Annotated in this window: 16 protein-coding genes; 7 read left to right on the top strand and 9 right to left on the bottom strand. The window is 71.7% G+C overall.

Annotation, left to right across the window (positions count from 1 at the left end; translation table 11 throughout):
- Positions 1-7 precede the first annotated feature (7 nt).
- The 5 genes from ACIP4Y_RS13490 to ACIP4Y_RS13470 are packed head-to-tail and all read right to left on the bottom strand — an operon-like array spanning position 8 to position 4,884.
- The gene (locus tag ACIP4Y_RS13490) at positions 8-1,285 is read right to left on the bottom strand and encodes an ABC transporter substrate-binding protein (RefSeq protein ID WP_401391960.1); all 1,278 of its coding nucleotides are present in this window, start codon (positions 1,283-1,285) and stop codon (positions 8-10) included.
- 5 nt (positions 1,286-1,290) lie between these two features.
- A complete protein-coding gene (locus ACIP4Y_RS13485) occupies positions 1,291-2,439 on the bottom strand; it encodes a branched-chain amino acid ABC transporter permease (RefSeq protein ID WP_401391957.1) in 1,149 nt (382 codons plus the stop codon).
- On the bottom strand, positions 2,436-3,317 hold the full coding sequence (locus ACIP4Y_RS13480) for a branched-chain amino acid ABC transporter permease (protein WP_401391954.1): 882 nt from the start codon (positions 3,315-3,317) through the stop codon (positions 2,436-2,438). The genes ACIP4Y_RS13485 and ACIP4Y_RS13480 overlap by 4 nt, the downstream gene beginning before the upstream one ends.
- 5 nt (positions 3,318-3,322) lie before the next feature.
- The gene (locus tag ACIP4Y_RS13475) at positions 3,323-4,129 is read right to left on the bottom strand and encodes an ABC transporter ATP-binding protein (RefSeq protein WP_401391951.1); all 807 of its coding nucleotides are present in this window, start codon (positions 4,127-4,129) and stop codon (positions 3,323-3,325) included.
- Positions 4,126-4,884, bottom strand: a complete 759-nt coding sequence (locus tag ACIP4Y_RS13470; protein ID WP_401391948.1) for an ABC transporter ATP-binding protein — start codon at positions 4,882-4,884, stop codon at positions 4,126-4,128. Before ACIP4Y_RS13470 ends, ACIP4Y_RS13475 begins: the two co-directional genes overlap by 4 nt.
- A gap of 221 nt (positions 4,885-5,105) precedes the next feature.
- Here ACIP4Y_RS13470 and ACIP4Y_RS13465 point away from each other — a divergent pair, with 221 nt between their 5' ends.
- From ACIP4Y_RS13465 to ACIP4Y_RS13455, 3 genes are all read left to right on the top strand, one after another.
- Positions 5,106-6,368 (top strand): PucR family transcriptional regulator, encoded by a 1,263-nt coding sequence (locus ACIP4Y_RS13465; RefSeq protein ID WP_401391945.1) that lies wholly within the window; start codon positions 5,106-5,108, stop codon positions 6,366-6,368.
- A complete protein-coding gene (locus ACIP4Y_RS13460) occupies positions 6,365-7,021 on the top strand; it encodes a TetR/AcrR family transcriptional regulator (protein WP_401391942.1) in 657 nt (218 codons plus the stop codon). The genes ACIP4Y_RS13465 and ACIP4Y_RS13460 overlap by 4 nt, the downstream gene beginning before the upstream one ends.
- A gap of 1,028 nt (positions 7,022-8,049) precedes the next feature.
- A complete protein-coding gene (locus ACIP4Y_RS13455) occupies positions 8,050-8,883 on the top strand; it encodes a peptidoglycan-binding protein (RefSeq protein ID WP_401391939.1) in 834 nt (277 codons plus the stop codon).
- Positions 8,884-8,976: 93 nt separating this feature from the next.
- Here ACIP4Y_RS13455 and ACIP4Y_RS13450 read toward each other — a convergent pair whose 3' ends face one another.
- Complete coding sequence (locus tag ACIP4Y_RS13450) at positions 8,977-10,701, bottom strand: acyl-CoA dehydrogenase family protein (protein ID WP_401391936.1); 1,725 nt, start codon at positions 10,699-10,701, stop codon at positions 8,977-8,979.
- A gap of 97 nt (positions 10,702-10,798) precedes the next feature.
- Positions 10,799-11,374 (bottom strand): PadR family transcriptional regulator, encoded by a 576-nt coding sequence (locus tag ACIP4Y_RS13445; protein WP_358641904.1) that lies wholly within the window; start codon positions 11,372-11,374, stop codon positions 10,799-10,801.
- A gap of 140 nt (positions 11,375-11,514) precedes the next feature.
- Between ACIP4Y_RS13445 and ACIP4Y_RS13440 the strand changes: the two genes are divergently transcribed.
- The 4 genes from ACIP4Y_RS13440 (at position 11,515) to ACIP4Y_RS13425 (ending at position 17,587) form a co-directional block, all read left to right on the top strand.
- A complete protein-coding gene (locus ACIP4Y_RS13440) occupies positions 11,515-13,896 on the top strand; it encodes a SpoIIE family protein phosphatase (RefSeq protein ID WP_401391933.1) in 2,382 nt (793 codons plus the stop codon).
- A gap of 42 nt (positions 13,897-13,938) precedes the next feature.
- Entirely contained in the window at positions 13,939-14,085 is a 147-nt protein-coding gene (locus ACIP4Y_RS13435; protein ID WP_401391931.1) for a hypothetical protein, read from the top strand.
- A gap of 545 nt (positions 14,086-14,630) precedes the next feature.
- Positions 14,631-15,926: a choice-of-anchor Q domain-containing protein gene (locus tag ACIP4Y_RS13430; protein WP_401391928.1), complete on the top strand. Its 1,296-nt coding sequence runs from the start codon at positions 14,631-14,633 to the stop codon at positions 15,924-15,926.
- Complete coding sequence (locus ACIP4Y_RS13425; protein WP_401391925.1) at positions 15,926-17,587, top strand: carboxylesterase/lipase family protein; 1,662 nt, start codon at positions 15,926-15,928, stop codon at positions 17,585-17,587. Before ACIP4Y_RS13430 ends, ACIP4Y_RS13425 begins: the two co-directional genes overlap by 1 nt.
- Before the next feature lie 40 nt (positions 17,588-17,627).
- On the opposite strand, the gene ACIP4Y_RS13420 is transcribed toward ACIP4Y_RS13425, so the two are convergent.
- Together ACIP4Y_RS13420 and ACIP4Y_RS13415 are read right to left on the bottom strand one after the other, a co-directional pair.
- Positions 17,628-18,287, bottom strand: coding sequence for a TetR/AcrR family transcriptional regulator (locus ACIP4Y_RS13420; protein WP_401391922.1), 660 nt, complete (start codon positions 18,285-18,287; stop codon positions 17,628-17,630).
- Between the two features lie 127 nt (positions 18,288-18,414).
- Entirely contained in the window at positions 18,415-19,533 is a 1,119-nt protein-coding gene (locus ACIP4Y_RS13415; protein ID WP_401391919.1) for a PP2C family protein-serine/threonine phosphatase, read from the bottom strand.
- Positions 19,534-19,554 lie beyond the last annotated feature (21 nt).

Below are 19,554 nucleotides of genomic sequence, written 5' to 3'. Positions count from 1 at the left end.
CGCCGGCTCACTTCGTCAGCGGGCCGAACTCCTTGCGGGTGTCCACCGGCTTGCCGAACAGCTGCCACCGCTCGCCCTTGAACCGCATCAGCTGCATCGTCTCGATCGGGAAGGCGTCGCCCGGACCCGTGGACAGGGTGACACCGGGCAGCAGCATGCCCACCTTCACGTCCTTCAGATCGCGCACCGCATCCCGCAGTCCTTCCCTGGTCGGGCACTTCATCGCGTCCAGGGCCTGGTGCAGGCTGGAGGCGACGGCCCAGCCGTAGGCGTTGAACTGGTTGGCCGGGTCCGCGTCGGGGGCGTACGCGTGCAGGGCCTTCTTGTACGTCTTCACCTCAGGGTCGTCCGCCCACTGCGGGTCGGCGGGGTCCTTGAAGTAGGTCGCCGAGACCACGCCCTGGACGTTCTTGAACCCGACGGGCCGGAGCACGGCGGCGGACGAGGCCACGTTGTTCACGATGTGCAGCGGGTTCCACTTGGTGTCCTTGGCGTCGGCGGCGAGAGCCTGGCTGCCGAACTTGGGCGTGGTGATGTCGAGCAGCACGTCCGCCTTGGAACGGGCGAGGCTCGCCATCTGTGCCGACACGGAGGGGTCGGTCACCTCGTAGCTCTCCGCGGCGACCACCTTCACGCCGCTGCCGGCGAGGGCCTTCTTGAACCCGCCGAGCAGGTCCTTGCCGAAGTCGTCGTTCTGGTAGAGGACCGCCACCTCGGCCTTCGGCTTCTCCTCCTTGAGGTATTTGGCGTACACCCGGGCCTCGGCCACGTAGTTGGGCTGCCACCCGATGGTCCAGGGGTGCTTGTCGTCGCTGCCCCAGACGGAGGCTCCCGTGGCGACGAAGGGCTGCGGCACCTTCTGCTTGTTCAGGTAGTCCCACACGGCCGCCGTGGACGGGGTGCCCAGCGTCTGGAACACCGCGAAGACCTTCTCCTGCTCGACGAGTCTGCGGGCCTCCTCGACCGCCTTGGGCGGCTGGTAGCCGTCGTCGCGGACGGTGAACTCGACCTTGCGGCCGTCTATGCCGCCCTTGTCGTCGACGTACTTGAAGTAGGCGGCCACACCCTTGCTGATCGTGCCGTACGCGGAGGCGGGCCCCGACAGCGGGTAGACCCCGCCCAGCTTGATGGTCTTGTCGGTGATGCCCGTGGTCTGCTGCCCCTTGCACGCGCCGTCGGCAGCGGTGTCCTGGGCGTCCTGACCTCGCTGACTGCTGCAGGCGGTTGCGGTGAGCAGGGCGGCGGTGGCGGCCGCGGCGGCCCGCAGAGCGGTCGTCTTGCGCATGTGAATCATTCCTTTTCCGTGCGGGGCGGGGCGCCCACGGGTTCGGCGTCGGCAACTGCGGAGGCGGCAGGGGTGAGGGTCACGCAGGGTCCGGTTCCGGCCTGCGGGTTCGCCTCCGGATCAGGCGTGGAACCGGCCTCCGGCCTCCGGTCGGGGGCGGTGGCGGCGCGGGGCACACGACGGGCGACCGCGCCCAGGACACGGCCCGGCAGACCGGCCAGGCCGGTCGGGGCCACGAACATCACCGTGATGATCAGCAGGCCGAACACCACTCCCGGTGCGGCCTCGCTCAGGTCCTGGGAGACACTCGGCACGTACATCACGAACGCCGCGCCCAGCAGGGGTCCGTACAGCGAGGCGAGCCCGCCGACGACCAAGCCGGCCAGCAGGGTGACGGACAGGACGAAGCCGAAGGAGTCGGGCGAGACGAAGCCGATCACCCAGGTGTACAGACATCCGGCGACACCCGCGAACATCGCGCTCCACGCGAAGGCGAGGGTCTTGTGCAGCGCCAGCCGCACGCCCATGACCTCGGCGGCGCTCTCGTTGTCCCGCACGGCGCGCAGTGCCCGGCCGACCCGGGAGCGCAGCAGGTTGCGGGCGAGCAGCAGAGCCACCGCGGTGACGGCGAGGACGACGAAGTACGTCCACTGGTCCTCCGCCAGCCCGCTCCAGGCGGGCGGCCGCAGCTTGTCCACGGTCAGTCCCATGGAGCCGCCCGTCACCGGTTCCAGCCGCTTGAGCAGCGGCGGCAGGAACACCGCGAACGAGAGGGTGACCAGGGCGAGGTACAGCCCGCGCAGCCGCAGGGCGGGCACGCCGAAGCCGAGGCCCAGCAGGAAGCTTCCGGCGGCCGCGACCGGCAGCGTGGCCAGGTGGCCGGTGTCGTACCGGTCGAGCATGACCGCCGCCGTGTAGGCCCCGGCCGCGAAGAACGCGCCGTGGCCGAGGGAGATCTGCCCGCCGAAGCCGACCAGCAGGTTCAGCCCGGCCAGCGCCACGGCGTACAGCAGCACCATGGTCAGCTGGAAGACCTGGAAGGGGGCGAAGTAGAAAGGTGCGCCGACGGCGGCGGCCGCCGCGAGCAGCACGGTGAGCGCGGCCCGCAGGCGTCGGGCGCGGTCCGTGCCGAGTACGGTCGTGATCGTGCTCATGCGCGTTCCACCGCCGCCCGTCCGAACAGACCCTGGGGCCGTACCAGCAGCACCGCCAGAATGATCACCAGGGGTACGCCCACCTTCAGATCGGCACCGATCACATCCACGTACGCCCCGGTCAGCGTCTCGGCGACGCCCACGAACAGGCCGCCGACGACCGCACCCACCGGGCTGTCGAAGCCGCCGAGGGTGGCGGCGGCGAAGGCATAGATCAACACCCCGCCCATCATGTTGGGCTCCAGGAAAAGCACCGGGGCGACGAGTACGCCCGACACCGCGCCGACCGTCGCGGCCAGCCCCCAGCCGAGCATCAGCACCCGGCCCGCCCGGATGCCCGACAGCCGGGCGGAGGTGGGGTTGCAGGCGACCGCCCGCATCACCAGGCCGACCGAGGTGTGCTGGAACAGCAGGTACAGCAGGCCCATCACGACGGCCACCACACCGAGGATCCCGAGCGTCGACCAGTCCACGCGCACGCCGGCCAGGTCCAACCCGCCGTCGGGGAACGGCTGCGGGAAGTCCTTGACGGTGAACGACCAGATCAGGCCGGCCAGCGCGTTGACGAAGATGAACAGGCCGACGGTGACGATGACCACCGTCAGCTCGGGTGCGCCCTGCACGGGACGGATGACGATCCGCTCGACCAGCATGCCGCCGGCGAAGGACACCGCGAGGGTGACCGGCAGCGCCAGCCAGAACGGCATCCCGGACGCCACCAGCTGCCAGGCGACGTACGTGGAGAGCATGGCCAGCTCGCCCTGCGCGAAGTTGACGATCCCGGTGAACCGGTGGATCAGCACCAGGGCCAGCGCCAGGCTCGCGTACACCGCGCCGGAGCCCAGTCCTTCCACCACTTGTTGCAGAAGGTCGGTCACGGCGCTCACCCGGCCTTGCGGGAGCCGACGGAGACACCGAGGTACACCTCGGCGACCTGCCCGTCCTCGCGGATCCGCCGGGCCGGACCGGACAGCACCAGGCGGCCGGCCTCCAGTACGTGCGCCCGGTGCGCTATGTCCAGCGCGAGCTGGGCGTTCTGCTCGACGACGATCACGGTGGTGCGTTCCTCCTCGTTGACGGCACGGACGATCTCGAACAGCTCGCGGGTGACCAGCGGGGCGAGTCCCAGGGACGGCTCGTCCAGGAGCAGCAGGGAAGGCCGCAGCATCAGCGCCCTCCCGATGGCGAGCATCTGCTGCTCCCCGCCGCTGAGGCTGCCGGCGGCCTGACGCGAGCGCTGGCGCAGCTTGGGGAAGTGGCCGTAGATCCGTTCCAGATCGGCCGCCACGGCCGCACGCCCGGCACGGCCCCGCCATGGGGGGCCGGTGCGTACGTGGGCGCCGATACGCAGGTTCTCCTCGACGGTCAGGTCGTTGAAGGTGCCGCGGCCCTCGGGCACGTGCGCCACGCCGGCCCGGGCGGCCTGCTCGGGCGAGCGGCCCAGCAGTTGCCTGCCGTTCAGGGTGATCGAGCCACGGCCGCGGACCATGCCGCACAGCGCACGCAGCGTCGTGGTCTTGCCCGCCCCGTTGGGTCCGAGGATCGCGCACACCTCACCGCGGGCCACGGAGAAGTCGAGGCCCTGCAGCACGCGGGCCTGGCCGTATCCCGCGTGCAGGTCGGACACCGTCAGGAAGTCCGGCTCCGCACTCGCCGCGGCCTCGGTGCGGTCGGTGGTCGGCTCGGTCACGCCGCCACCCCCAGGTACGCCTCGACGACGGCCGGGTCGCGCTGGATCTCCTCCGGCGAGCCTTCGGCGATCCTGCGCCCGAAGTCCAGACACACGATCTTGTCGCACAGGCCCATCACGAACCCCATGTGGTGTTCGACCACCACGAGCGTGAGGTCGAACTCCTGGCGCACCGAGCGGACCAGATCCGCGAATTGGCCGACCTCGCCGTGGCTGAGCCCGTTGACGGGTTCGTCGAGCAGCAGCAGCCGGGGGCGGACCGCGAGCGCCCGGGCGAGTTCGACGCGTTTGAGCGTGCCGAACGGCAGCCCGGAGGCGGGGTGGTCGGCGATGTCCGCCAGGTCGAGCCGCCGTAGCAGGTCGTCCGCCTGGTCACGTAGTTCCCTCTCCTCCCGCCGGACGCGGGGCAGCCGGAGCGCCGCGGCGAGGTGTCCGGTGCGCCCCCGGCTGTGGGCGCCGACCATGACGTTCTCCCGAACCGTGAGCTGCGGGAACAGGCCGAGGTTCTGGAAGGTGCGGGCGATGCCGCGCCCGGCCACGGCGTGCGGAGGGAGGACGAGGAGGTCCTCGTCGTCGAACCGCACCGCTCCCGCATCCGGGGTGCAGCACCTGGTGAGGCAGTTGAACAAGGTGGTCTTGCCGGCTCCGTTCGGCCCGATGAGCCCCACGGCGGTGCCGGGCTCGACGGTGAAAGCAACACCGTCCAGTGCCGTGATGCCGCCGAAGCGCACGGTGATACCTTCGACCGCGAGCATGAGTGACGCCCCTTCCGACGTGCTGGGGGGTGGGCGAGCGTCACAGTAGGTGGGGGCGTTCCAGGCGCACATTGGGTGCGAGCACCCAACTTCCCGGTCGCCGGACTGTGCGCCGCGCACAGGTACCGCAAGAAGTCTCACGCCGAGCCTGTTGACGGAGCACGATCGGGACGACGACGATCGGCGCCATGCTTCTCGGTCCTGCCCGGGACACTCCCCCGATGCCCGAACCGCTCCGCCGGGAGCGGCAACGGATCCTGCACGCCGTCCACGACCGGATCGAGGAGGTGGCGGAGACCGCCGTCGCGGTGATGCGTGCGGAGATCCCGTCGTACGCACTGCAGGACGGACGGTTCTTCGACGACGTACGGGACCAGGTGCTGGAGCACTACCGGATGCAGCTGGCGGCACTGGCCGGCGACCGCGACATCGCTGCCGAAGACCTCGTCTTCAGCCGGGCGGCCGCCATGCGCCGGGCCCGCGCGGGGTTCGCCCTGGAGGACTGGATCAGCGCCTTCCGGGTCGGCCGGCAGGTGATGTGGGACGCGCTGCTGGACTGCGCGGGCACCTCCGTCGAGGCACAGCAGGCCGCACTGTCCCTCGTCACTCCGCTGATGCGGTACGTCGACTACGCCAGCACCCACGCGGCGCAGGCGTACGTCGAGTTCCAGCAGCACGTGGTGGCGGACGCGGACCGGGAGCGCCGGGACCTCCTGGACCAGCTCCTGGCGGGCGTGGCCCCGACGCGCGGTCCGCTGTTCGCCGCGGCGCAGGCGTACGGCATCGGACCGCGCTCACCGATGATGGCGGTGGTGGCGATGTGCGTCGGCGACACCCGCACGGGGGACCTCACCACGGCCGAGCACGGGTACGCCACCAGCGCGTCGATCAGCGTCGCCGGGCCCTGGGCCGGCCGGACCCTGGTCGTCGTACGCCACGGAGAGGTGGTGGCCGTACCCGTGGTCCGGGCCGGCATGGACGCGGAGGACATATGCGCCCACTTCGAGGCCGTGCAGGAGCGGCTCGCACGGGAGGGAACCATGCTCTCCATGGGCATCAGCACGGTCGCCCGGGGCGCGTCCGAACTGCCGCGCGCGTACGAGGAGGCGCGGGCCGCCCTGGACCTGGTGCCGAGCGGTGGCGGGGTGGCGGCCCTGCCGCGGCTGTCCCCGTTCGACTACCTGGCGCTGCGCGCCGACGACCTCGCCCGCCAGCTGGTCGATCCCCGGGTACGTGTGCTGCTGGAGGAGGACCGCAGACGCGGCGACACGCTGGCGGCCACCATCCGGGCCTTCGCGGAGGCCGACCTCAACCTGCGGCTGGCCGCCGACCGGCTGCGGGTGCACCACAACACGGCGCACTACCGGTTGCGCCGGATCGAGGAACGCACCGGCCGCAATCCGCGCCGGATCGCCGACCTCCTGGAACTACTGGTCGCCCTCGCCATCCGCGACGGCGCCGCGGAAGGTGAGGATTGCAGGTGAGCGGCATCATGGAGTCCGCCGGGACCGGGACGGCAGGCCGGCTGCCCGGCGGACAGGAGGGCCCGGCCCTGCCGGCCGGGCAGCGGCAAACGGTCCGGCGTGCGCTGCTGGGCGCCGCGCTGGAGGTGTTCACCGAGCGCGGTTACACCGACGCCGGCCTCACCGAGATCGCCACACGCTCCGGCATTCCGGTGGGCACCCTCTTCCAGCACTACGGCGGCAAGCGAGGACTCTACCTGGCCCTCTGGGAGGAGTTCCGGGAGGAGCAGGAGGGCCGGACGGAGGCCACGCTGACCTCCGAGCGCAGCCGTGGTGTGGACGACCCCATCGCCCTCTTCGCGGCGGGAGCCAGGGCGTACCTGGAGGGCGCCTGGGACAACCGGCGGCTCGGCAGACTCCTCGCGGAGGACGACGGCCCCTCGGGCTTCGACGCGCTGCGCCGCCAGTGGGACCGCGCGTGGGTACGGCGCAACGCCCGGCTGCTGCAGGTGGACGAGCGGCGGCGCGCCGGCCGGGTCCGGGTGAGCGTGCTGACCACCGTGATCGGAGGGGCGGCGCGCGAGCTGGCCGACTGCGGGGACGAGACGGAGGCCCGGGAGATCGTGGACGAGGTCTGCGGCATCCTGGTCCACCTGTCGACTCCACCCGGCTGAAGCCGCCGCCCGGGGCTCCGTGGTTCCTGGCCGGCTCGGGTCCGCTCGGGGATCAGCGGCCGGGGGAAGCCGACGTGCTCGGTGAACCGCTCCTGGTGGGAGAGGCGCTGATGCTGCCCGAAGGACTGGCGGAGGGCCGCGGGGAAGGGGTTGCCGTTCGCGAGGGCGGGCTGGGCCGGCGGCTGCTGGAGGGTCGGGGGGTGGGCTTCTCCTTCACCGGTGGCGGCGCACTGGTGGTGGCGGTGGAAGGCCGGGAGACCGGTGACGTGCGGCGCGGTGGCGCCGGCACCGGTTGCCGGTTGCCGTCGCTGTTGCGGTCCCGGACGCCCCTTCGCGCCGGATGCGTGGGCTCCCGCTCCGGCGAAGCGGGTGCATCGGTGACGCGGACCTCGGCCTCCGTGAACGACGGCTCCGGGGGCGAAGCCGCTCGTGGGGAGGTCGACTCGAGCAGCACCGACGCCGTGGCCAGGCCGCCGAGGATGGTGAAGGCGGCTGCGGCGAGGGAGTGGACGGCATACTTCTTCAGCCGCGACGGACGCTCGTGCCGTTCTGCCGGCAGGTCCTGCGAGGGAGCCGGTGGTCCGGGGAAGGACGCCTCCGCGGAGTCCGGCCCCCCGTCGAAGCGGACTTCCGGCATCGTCGCCTCGATGGCCGGAGCGCCGTCTCTCCGCTCGCTCGGCTCTGCCATGCCGGAGTCGTACGCCCCGCATTCGGGGCAGGTGACGGCACCGTTGAGCGTGCGGTTGCACGGAATGCAGTAGTCCATGGAGCGACCGTTCTCAGTTCTCGAGTCGACGGAGGGGAGGCCCAAGCCGGGCAGCGGTCAGTGGCTACCGGGGTCAACGAGGCGGATCGGACGAGTGCTCAAGCGTCGGCCGAGATGTGGGGTACGTAACCCTGCCGGCAGCAGCGTTGACGACCGGGCTTCGCATGAGGCGTGGGTTACATACCGGCCGTGGGACGAAGACAGAGCCGCGCGGCCTACGTATTGCCTCGCGAAGAGGAACAAGGCGAGCCGAGGAGGAACCGTGGGTCGCAACGACGGCAACCGGGAACGGACTCCGGCCTCGGACCGTGACCTCGTGCAGGAGACCAGGGACTCCTTCCAAGCCGTACTGGACGCGTTGGACGCCGCACGCGCCGACCTCCTGCGCGAGGAGCAGCAGGAACCCGTCGGGGGCCCGTCGCAGTCCCGGAGCCGGCGCGGCCACCCGACCGGCGATGCCCGCTCTCGGCCCCACCGGCCGAGTGCCGAGCCGGGCACCGTCCCGCCCCCGCCGGTGGGAAAGCCGCCGACGGTCAATGGACCGAGCCCGGAGCCCGCGGCACCCGCCGCGGCTCCCCCGGACCGCTCCTACGGGAGGAAGACCGTTCACGGACGGCGGCGATGCGCCGGCCACAGGGACCTGCGAGTCGCCGCAGTCCTCGGGCTGGGCGCAGCGAGCGGACTGGTTCTCGCCACCTGGCTGCTGATCCACCACGACGCCGAAACAGCGGCTTCCCCTCCGCCGTCCGGGCACACGGGAGCCCCCCTGCCGGCGAGTCCCGCGCCGCAGGAGCCGGCTTCCCCGGCTCCAGGGCAGACGGACCGGCCCCGGCCCGGCGCGTCAAATCCGCCGCTCCCCGAGATCCCGGGCACGGGCGTCCTGCGCCAGGGGGACAGCGGCCATGGCGTCTTTGAGCTCCAGGTACGCCTCCAGCAGATACCGGGCATCTATGACGGCGGCGCGATAGACGGCCGCTACGACGCGGAGGTCCGGGCTGCGGTGACGCTCTTTCAGGAGCGGTACGCGGTCCACGGCGACGAGAGCGGAGTCTACGGCGCCCGCACGCGTTTCGCCCTCATGCTGCGCACCAAGTGACCAGCGGCAGACGCTCGTCCCGTGTCTGCGGGGCTGAGAGCCTGACCGTCCGGGGGCCGGGCCCGCGCGGCCCGGCCCCCGTGTACGGCGCTGCTAGGGGGCCATCTCGTACGCGCCGGACAGCGCCTCGACCCGCTGCCAGACCCGGTCCGTGCGTGCCGCGTCGACGACCGGCCGCCGGACCGCGCCGAGCGCCCACTCCTGCTGCTGCGCGGTCGCCGAGTCCTTGCCGTGCAGTTCGACGGCGTGCGCGGAGAAGTCCCGCACGAGGACGGCGAAGAGTTCGTCGAGCACGTCCTCGTCGAGTCCGGTCAGGGCGACCTGCTCCAGGACGAGCTGACCGTGCACGACGAGGGCGAAGAGCTGACCGACCGCGAGGAGGAGGTCGAGGTCGCGGCTCTGCTCCTCGTCGGGGGCGGCCGTGGCGACGAACGCACAGAGGGCGTCGGCCTGTTCGCGGAAGCGGCTCACGTTGGGCAGGTGCGCGTACGCGTCGAAGGCGGGCCGCCAGTCGTGGAAGCGCACCGAGCCGAGACCCCGGGCCGGCCCCTGCCGGAACAGGAAGTCGTCGTCGGCCGCGTCGAGGCGGGTCGGCACGTCCGGGTAGTCGACCGGGTCGAGGAGGTGGCTGCGCATGAACTTCAGGATCAGCGCCAGGTTGACGTGGACCGTGCCCTCCAGCTTCGGCAGGCCGCGGATCTCCACGGCCGCCTGGCCGAAGTAGTTGTCCTTTTCGAAGCCCTTGGCCGCGATGACGTCCCACATCAGGTCGACGACCTTCTCGCCCTCCGTGGTCACCTTCATCTTCGTCATCGGGTTGAAGAGCAGGTAGCGGCGGTCGTCGGGGCCCGCGGAGCGGAAGTAGTCCACGGCGCGGTCGCTGAAAAGCTTCATGCCGGCGAGCCTGACGTACGCGTCGGTCAGCTCCCGCCGCACGTGCGGGAAGCTGGTGACGGGGCGGCCGTACAGGATGCGGTTGTGGGCGTGGGTGACGGCCTCGTACATCGCGTGCTCGCAGATGCCGATCGAGGCGGTGCACAGGTTGAACTTGCCCACGTTGACCGTGTTGAGGGCGGCGTCGAAGGCGGCGCGGCCGGTGTGCAGGACGTCCTCGGCCGCTACCGGATAGTCCTCCAGGCGGAACTCGCTGACGAACTTCGAGGAGTCGACGACGTTCTTGACCAGGTGATAGGCCGGGTGACGGCTGTCGGCGGCGAAGAACACGTAGCCGTCGGGGCCCTCGACGTCGGTGCGGCGGCCGAAGACGGAGACGAGCCCGGCGGCGTTGCCGTTGCCGATGTAGTACTTGGAGCCGGTGGCGCGGAAGCCGCCGTCGCCGTCGGGCTCGAGCAGCATGTCGGTGGAGTAGATGTCGGCGCCGTGGGTCTTCTCGGACAGGCCGAACGCGAACACCTCTCCCTGGGCGAGGAGTTCGGCGGCGCGGGCGCGGGCGGCGGCGTTGTCGCTCTGCCACACCGGGCCGAGGCCGAGGATCGTGACCTGCCAGGCGTACCAGTAGTCGAGGCCGTAGAAGCCCAGGATCTCGTTGAGCGCGGCTATCCGGGCGGTGTCCCACCGCTTGTCGGATTCCCCCTCCCCCGCGGCGGACGACGGTGTCAGGAAGGTGGCGAACAGGTTCTCCTTCGCTGCGAAGGCGAGGAAGTCGCCGAGCCACGCGCGGTTCCGGTAGTCCTCGATCAGCCGCCCCTTGCCGCGCTCCTCGAACCAGTCGACGGTGGCACGCAGCAAGCGGCGCGTCTCGGGGTCGAAGTGCGCGGGGTCGTAGGTGCGCGGGTTGAACAGCAGCTGGTCAGCCATGGGAGATGACGCCTTTCGGCTGGTGGACGGGGGGGGTAGGGAGGTCTGGCGGCTGGGCGGGCCGGGCCGGGAGGACCGGCGGCGGGTACGGCGGCGATCAGCGGCCCGGACCGAACCGGGCCAGCGTGGCCAGCACGTCGTCCAGCCAGTCGATCATCATCCGCTCGTAGGCGATGCCGCCGCGCAGGACGACGTGCTGGAGCTCGCGCTCCGCGTCGAGCGGTGTCCGGGGGCCGGCCTCGCTCGTCTCGGGCGCCGTGAAGTCCCGGGCCTGACCTGCGAGATAGTGCGCCAGCCGGTCCTGGTGCGCCTGCCGGTGCCGTTCCACCTCGCGGATCAGGGCGGCCGGGTCGTCGTCGAAGGCGGCACCCCGGATCTTCACGGCCAGATCGTGACGGACGCTCTCCGGCTCGATCGGATCGTGCAGCCAGGAGGTCAGCGCGGCCCGGCCGAGGTCGGCGACGGAGTACTCCTTCTTGTCCGGCCGGCCCTGCTGCGGGACGTCCCGGACGTCGACCCAGCCGTCGTTCTCCATGCGCTTGAGCACGCGGTAGATCTGCTGGTGGGTGGCGGTCCAGAAGTAGCCGATGGACCGCTCGAATCGCCGGGCCAGCTCATAGCCGGAGCCTGGCTTCTCCAAGAGCGACACCAGGATCGCGTGTTCGAGCGCCATGACGCCGATCATGCTATGCAACTCGTTGCATAGCAAGAGTCCCCCGCCCCGATGCGACGCGGCTCACCCCGCGGAGGGCGTGCGGTTGTCGTCCGCCACTCGGCACGGGATCCTGAGGGGGCACGAAGGGAAGCGGTGCCATGGATCGTTTTCCGAATGCCCCCCATGTCGACTTCCACAGTCCGCTGGACCTCTCCAAGGCCGCCGCCGCGGTGCTGGACGCCGAAGGCCGTATTGCCGGGTGGGGACCCTCGGCCCAGCGCCTGCTCGGCCACTCACCCGAGGATGTGCTCGGGCAGCCGGCTGCCCGGCTGCTGGCAGCGGCGCCCGGGCAGCGGCTGTCCACCCTCTGCAGGATCTGCACGGCGCACCAGCCCCGCAGCACGGTGCTGGACCTCTGCTGCCGGGACGGTCATACCCTGCGCGCGGCCGTGACGTTCAGCCCGCTCGCGCACCGGGGCGCCGCGGCGACCGTCGTGGTCGCGGCCGACCTGGAGACGCTGCGCGGCTGGGAGGCGCAGCTGGCGATGCTGCAGGGACTGGCGACCGAGTCCGACGTGGGCCTGACGATCTTCGACACCGACATGCGCGTCGTCTGGGCGAACGTCTCGACCGATCTGGAGCTGGCCGGCATCGCCCAGTACATCGGCCGACCGGCCGCGGACCTCTTTCCCGAGGGCGAGTTCGTCTCCCGCCACCATCCGCCGGACGAAGACCAGATCATGGAGCACGTGCTGACGACGGGCGAACCGATCACCGGCATGCACTACCGCGGGCGGGCCCCCGCCGACCCGGTGCGCGAGCACGTCTGGTCCTGCTCCTACCACCGGCTGGTGGACGCCCGGGGCGAACTGCTGGGCCTCTTCGAGGAGTCGCTGGACATCACGGAGCGCTACCGCGCCCAGGAACGACTGTCGCTGCTCGTCCGGGCCGGAAAGCGCATCGGTGCCTCGCTGGACGTGCGCCGTACGGCCGCGGAGCTCGCGGACGTGGCGGTGCCGCAGCTGGCCGACGAGGTGCTGGTGGACCTGCCGCCGGCGGTCATCGAGGGGCGCCAGCCGCCCACGGGCTCGGCGCCGGGCCACAGTCTGCTGCGGATGCACGGCCGGACACCGGAAGAGTTCCGGACCAGCCCCGTCTCCTACCCGCCCTGGTCGCCGCAGGCGCAGAGTCTGGCCACCAGCCGCCCCGTCATCGACGCCTCCCCGCCCGAGTCACCGGACGTGTCGGGAGCGCCCGCCGCGCACTCCTGCCTGTTCGTCCCGCTGCTCACCCGCAACGCGGTCCTGGGCCTGGCCACCTTCCGGCGCAGCAGCAACCCCGACCGCTTCGGGCCCGAGGAGCAGACGCTCGCCGTGGAACTGGCCGAGCGGGCCGCCGTCGGCATCGACAACGCCCGCCGTTACACCAGCCAGCACGCGGCCGCCCTGGTCCTGCAGCGCAGCCTGCTGCCGCAGCACCTGCCCGAGCAGAGTGCGGTCGACGTCGCGTACCGCTACCTGCCGGCCGACAGCCGCGTGGGCGTGGGCGGCGACTGGTTCGACCTGATCCCGCTGTCCGGTGCCCGCGTGGGCCTGACCGTCGGCGACGTGGTGGGCCACGGCATGCACGCGGCCGCGACCATGGGCCGGCTGCGCGCCACCGTACGGACCCTGGCCCTGCTGGACCTGGACCCGGCCGAGCTGCTCACCCGGCTGGACGGCCTGGTCGCACAGGACTCGGAACCCGGTGCCGAGGACGGGCTGGGCGACGAGACGCTCGGGGTGACCTGCCTGTACGCGATCTACGACCCGGTCAGCGGCCGGTGCGTCTGGGCGAGCGCGGGACATCCCCCGCCGATCGTGGCCGACGCGAGCGGTTCGGTGGCCCTGTCCGCGCTGGCGCCGGGGCCGCCGCTGGGGCTGGGCGGCCTGCCGTACGAGAACGTCGAGCTGAGCCTGTCCGGCGGCAGTGTGGTGGCGTTCTTCACCGACGGGGTCGTGGAGGACCGCAGCACCGACATCGACAGCGGAATCGACCGCCTGTCCCAGGTGCTCACCTGGCAGCGCTGCCCGCTGGAGGAACTGTGCGACCGCGCGCTGTCGGCCCGGCCGCCCGGCCCGCAGGCGGACGATGCCACGCTGCTGCTCGTCCGCACCCGGCGGCTCGGCACCGACCACGTGGCGGACCTGGAGCTGCCGCCCGACCCGGCCATGGTGGCGCACGCCCGCACGGACACCGAGCGCCGACTGGCGGCCTGGGGCCTGTCCGACCTGTCGTTCCCTGCCGCACTCGTGGTGAGCGAGCTGGTCACCAACAGCATCCGGTACGCCACCGGGCCCGTCATGCTGAGGCTGATCAGGGACCGCTGCCTGCTGTGCGAGGTCTCCGACAACGCGCACACCGCGCCCCACCTGCGGCGAGCACGCCGGGACGACGAGGGAGGCCGCGGCCTGTTCCTCGTCGCCCAGATGTCCCAGCGCTGGGGCACCCGCTACACCGCGTCCGGGAAGACCATCTGGGCCGAGCTGGCCATCCCCTAGACGACCGCCCGGCGGTTCACGCATGCGTGGATCGACGTCGTCTTGGACGGAGCGCTGTCCTACGAGGTCCGCTTCGGTCCGTTCGGCTCGGACCGCTCAACGAGCGTCAACGCCCACGCGGACCATGTCGAGCTTCTCGTACGCCGTTTCGACGCGCTGTGGAACGCCGCCGGACCGGCCGACAGCTGACCACTCAGCCGAGCGTGTGCGCCGGCATCTCGGTACGTCGCCGGCGTCACCGGTACAGCCGCGCACGGTCTGGCTGGAAGGCCGCGTCGGGCGTTGCCCGGTCACGGGGACACAGGCTCCGGCCCGGGGCATGCGGTGGCGAGTCGAGGGCTGGTTCGGTGCGGCGGCGCGCCGGAGGACGCCGGTGTGGCCGAGAGCGGGGCGAGCGCACTGACCAGTAGGTACGGAGCGGGCATGAGGGGCCCTTCGGGGCTCGCCCGGTCGCTGCCGGAGCGGTCCGCCCCCCTTCCCTGAGGCTCACCCGGCTTCCGTCCGCCTCCAGAGGCCTCGCCTCTATCCGGTCATTCCATTACCCGTCAGTAGACACCGAACTCCGTGAATGGAACGCTCCTTACAGAGCGGACGGGACACGACACACACCCTCCCCGTACCGCCGGCTCCCCTGCTCCGGCCCACCCGGCCGCGTTTGTCACGCGATCCACATGCCCCAGCAGCAAGGTCGTCGCATCAGCCGAGTACCTCTTCCTCGCCGAGGAGTTCCCCTGATGAACCTGCGTAGCAGCCCTGCGGCGCTCGCCGTCGCCCTCGCCACGCCCGTGGCCCTCGCCACGTCCATGGGCCTCGCCGCCCCCACCGCCAGTGCCGCCGCGCCCGCAGCTGCCGGGCCCGTGGAGTTCACCGTGGACACCACGGCCGACGCGGTCGACGCCGACCCGTCGGACGGTCTGTGCCGCACCGCGTCGGGCGCCTGCAGCCTGCGCGCCGCCGTGATGGCCGCCAACGCCCGCCGAGGCAGCACCATCAACCTGCCTGCGGGCCACTACCGGCTGACCATCCCGCCCGATCCCCGCAAGATCATCGGAGATCACCCCGACCCGACCACGGGTGACCTGAACGTCGACGCCCCCACCACCATCCGTGGTGCCGACGCGCGGACCACCGTCATCGACGCCAACCACCTGGACCGCGCCTTCCGCATGCAGGCGGACACCCGGCTGTCCGACCTGACGATCACCGGAGGGACGGCCGTGGAGCGCGAACTGCCCGTCACCGACACCGGTGGCGGCGGTATCGCCAACGGACACCGCATGACGCTGCGACGGGTGGCCGTGACCGGGAACTCCGCGGGCTACGGCGGCGGCATCTTCAACATCCCCGGCTCGCACCTGGATCTGATCGACAGCACCGTCAGCGGGAACGTCGCGGGAGAAGCCGGGGGCATCAGGTTCGACGACAGCGGCACCGTGACCAACTCGACGGTCGCCGACAACCGCGTGACGAACCCGGGCGACCGCCCCGGCAGCCTCGCCGGCTACGGCGGCGGGATCGACATCCGCGGCCGCGGACCCGTGGAGATCCTCAACTCGACCATATCCGGGAACAGTTCGAGTGACGGTGGAGGCGGAATCAACATTGCCCCCGCCTACCTCGACAGCTTGCCCTTCCCGATCCCCGATGTCGTCGACCTGCCCCTGGGACGACTGACGCTGCGCAACTCCCTCGTCGCCGGCAACACCGTCGACGGCAAGGCCGCCGACTGCAAGAAGGCCTTCGCCACCATCGCGTCGGAGGGTCACAACATCGACGGTGACGGAAGCTGCCGGCTCACCGCCGCGGGCGACCTGCCCAGCCGTACGCCCCTGATCGGCCCGCTCGCCGACAACGGCGGCCCCACGGACACCGCCGCCCTGCTGCCGGGAAGCCCCGCCCTGGACGCGGCCGCCGGCTGTCCGGCCACCGATCAGCGCGGTGTCCCCCGCCCCCAGGGCGCCGCCTGCGACATCGGCGCCTACGAGCACACGTCACGACCGCACCGCTCGCACCGGGAACAGGAGTGGTGATGAGTTCGCCGAGCCTGCGCACCACCGTGCTGCGCGCCCTGACAGCGGTTCTGGCCCTGCTGCTGCCGGCCCTCGCCGTTCCCCCGCACACGGCCCGGGCCAATGCCGCTCAGGGCTCCCTGGTCGTGCGTACCGACCGCGGCTGGGTGCGCGGTGCGGCGCACAGCGACGGCGTCAGGGTCTTCCAGGGGATTCCCTTCGCCGCCCCGCCGACAGGCAAGCTGCGCTGGCGTCCCCCACGGCCCGCCGACCGATGGCCCGGCGTGCGGGACGCCACCGTACCGGCCCGCCCCTGCCCCCAACTGCCGCTGACGCTGCTCCCCGACGGCGGCCCCGTCCTGCCCGGCGAGTCCAACCGCACCGGCAGCACGACGGAGGACTGCCTCTACCTCAATGTGTGGACACCCGCCCGCACCGACGGCCGGTCCCTCCCGGTACTGGTGTGGCTGCACGGCGGCGGCAACGCCTACGGCGCCGGCAGCGACTACGAGGGCTCGGCGCTGACCGCGCGTGGCATGGTCGTGGTGACCGTCAACTACCGCCTGGGAGCACTGGGGTTCCTCGCCCACCCGGCCCTGTCGTCGGAGAGCGAGGACCACGCCTCCGGTGACTACGGCCTGATGGATCAGCAGGCCGCGCTGCGCTGGGTCCGGCACACCATCGGGGCCTTCGGTGGCGACCACGACCGAGTCACCCTCGGCGGCCAGTCCGCCGGTTCGGTGGACACCTGTGCCCACATCGCCTCCCCGACCGCCGAGGGCCTGTTCCAGCGGGCGATTCAGCAGAGCGGGAGCTGCGCCTCCGACGGCGGTCTGACACCGCTCACGCTCGGCGCGGCCGAGCAGAGGGGAAGTGACTTCGCGGCCTCGGTCGGCTGCGCGGGCCCGAGGACCGCGGCGACCTGCCTGCGCGCCCGGACCACCACCGAACTCCTTCGCGCCACCGGGACCGGGACAGCCTCCGTGTGGGGACCCAACACCGGGCCCCGCGTCCTCCCGCTCGCTCCGCGGCGGGCGTGGGCCGAGGGGCGGGTGAACGCCGTGCCTACGCTGAACGGCACCACCCATGACGAGTACCGCTACTTCACCGCGCTGTACGTGGATCTGCTCGGCGGCGGCCCCCTGACCGCGGCCTCGTACGCCGCCCTGATCGGCCTCCAGCACGGCGACCGCGCAGCGGCGGTCCTGCACACGTATCCGGCCTCGGCGTATCCCTCCCCGAACCTGGCCTATTCCGCCGTCAACACCGACCAGCGGTTCGCGTGTCCGGCACGGGCCGACAGCCGGCTGTACGCCAGCCGGGCACCCGTCTACGCCTACGAGTTCCACGACCCCCAGGCACCACCGTTCATCCCGGCGCCGCACACACCGCAGGGTGCGTTCCACGCCTCCGAACTGGCCTATCTCTTTCCCATGGACTCCCTGCGCCTGACGTCCGCGCAGCGGCGGCTGTCCGCCACCATGACCGCCTACTGGGCACGGTTCGCGGCCACCGGCGACCCCAACGGCTCCCGTACACCCGCCTGGCCTCGCTACACGCCTTCGGAGGACAGCGTCCAGGCGCTGGCGCCCGACCGGGTCGCATCCACCAACGGCTTCGCGGCCGACCACCACTGCGCGTTCTGGGGCCCCTCCCCCACCTCCCGGGCCGCCGTGCCGTGACATCGTTCGGGATCCTCCCGGGGCGGCGCCCACCAAGTCGTCATGCCCTGTCCGTGACGTCACGCGACCGGGCGCCCTCGTCCCGGGACCCGTGCACCAGAACCTCGTGGTGAGCCGCGAGCGCCAGCAAGGCCACGTGCAGCGCCCCGGTGTCCAGGACGGCGCTCGGGTCGAACCAGCGCGCGACGACGGTGCCGCTCACCATTCTGAGGGTGAAGCGGGCCAACTCGTCCGCGACCTGCGGCCGGTCGTTCAGCCGGAAGACGGCGCTCAGCGCATCCCGGGTCCAGGCCACCAGCGCGTCGCGGTAGTGGTGCACCTCGGCCACGGCCGCCGCGCTGGCGTCCTGCTGCACCATGCCAAGCCCCAGCAGCAGTTTCAGACCGTGCGGCTGGCGGTGGAAGGCGTCCTGTACCTCCGCGAGGAAGGCGTCGAGGCGCTGCGCGACGTCGGCGCCGGGAAGCTCGGCCGGGGGCAGGGCTGTCAGCAGCGCCGTCCTGGCCCGCTCCAGCACCGCGACGTAGATCCCGTCCTTGCTGCCGAAGTGCCAGTAGATGGAGCTGGCCGGCAGACCGCACTCGGCAGAGATCATGGAGATGGACGTGGCGGCGTAGCCGTACCGCGACATCAGTTCGCCGGCGCTGTCGAGAATCGCGTCACGGGACCGTGCGCCGCGGTCCTGGGCCGGTGCCTCCGCCATACAGCCGACTCTAGGCGAGAAGCCGGTCTCCGCTCAGCCTCTCCTCGCTTCTCGGCCTTGCCTGCGGCCGCGTCCGGCGGCTGCACGCCCCCGGGACCGGGCCGGCCGCGACACGGCTTCCAGCCACCTATGCGGAGCCCTGTGGAGCCCCGGGCTGCCTGCAGCGTACGGCGACGGCCGCGATGTCGTCATCGAGCCTTCCGCCGCTGTAGTGGAGCAGGTCGCGGTGAAGCCGGTCCAGCAGCTCGCGGGGTGCAGCGGGGCCGAGCTGCCGTACCCACTCCGGTAGGGGGAAGAACGTTCCGGAGCGGTCCCGGGTCTCCGTCACACCGTCGGTGTACAGCAGCATCTGGTCGCCCGAGGTGAAGGCGACGGTGTCGATGGTGTACTCGTCGCCGATGAGCGAGGCGAGGTTGAGCGGCGGCGAGGGGACGGTGGGCTCCAGGACGCGGATCTCTCCGCTCTGCACCAGGAGGGGCGGGGGGTGTCCGCAGTTGAGGATCTTCACCTGGCCGCCGCCGTACTGGATCTCGGCGATCAGCGCGGTGGCGAAGTGCTCGGGCTGGTCCGGGTCGAGTCTCGCGACGCTGTAGCGGCCCATGCTGGTCTCCAGGCGATGGATGATGCCCCTCAGGTCGGGCTGGTCGTACGCGTTCTCCCGGAAGCAGTTGATCACCGCCGAGGCGGCCCCCACCGCCGACAGCCCCTTACCGCGCACGTCACCGATGAGCAGCCGTACCCCGTACGGCGTGTCGGCCACCTCATAGAAGTCGCCTCCGATCCGGGCCTGCTCCTGGGCCGCCAGATACAGCGACTCGATCTCGACGTCCTGGACCCGGCGCGGCAGCGGGCGCAGCAGCACCTGCTGGGCGGCGTCGGCGACGAGCCGGATCTGGAAGAGTGCCTCCTCTCGCTGGAGCCGGAGATGGCTCGTGTAAGCGGACGCCAGGGTGACCGCGACGATGGCAGCCGCCGTGTAGGGCGTTCCCAGATCGGTGTAGACGAGGCTGAGCCCGACCATGACCAGCAGGCAGAACGCCCCCAGCAGGATCGTCGGGACCACGGGCCACATCGCGGCGGCGAGGGCGGGTGCGGCGGGCAGGAGACGGCTGAAGGCGATCTCCCTGGGCGTGACGAAGGCCAGGCCGGTGATGACGACGGTGAGGATCACGGGGGACAACACCACGGTCTCGCGTCGGCCACCGTAGGGCGGGCGGTGACGCCGAGGCCGTCCTGTCCTGATCACAAAAGCATCTTATCGGGACAG

Source organism: Streptomyces sp. NPDC088810, from assembly GCF_044750305.1.
Lineage (GTDB): Bacteria > Actinomycetota > Actinomycetes > Streptomycetales > Streptomycetaceae > Streptomyces.
Note: the sequence above shows the minus strand (reverse complement) of the source record. Positions and strands in the feature narration are given on the sequence as shown.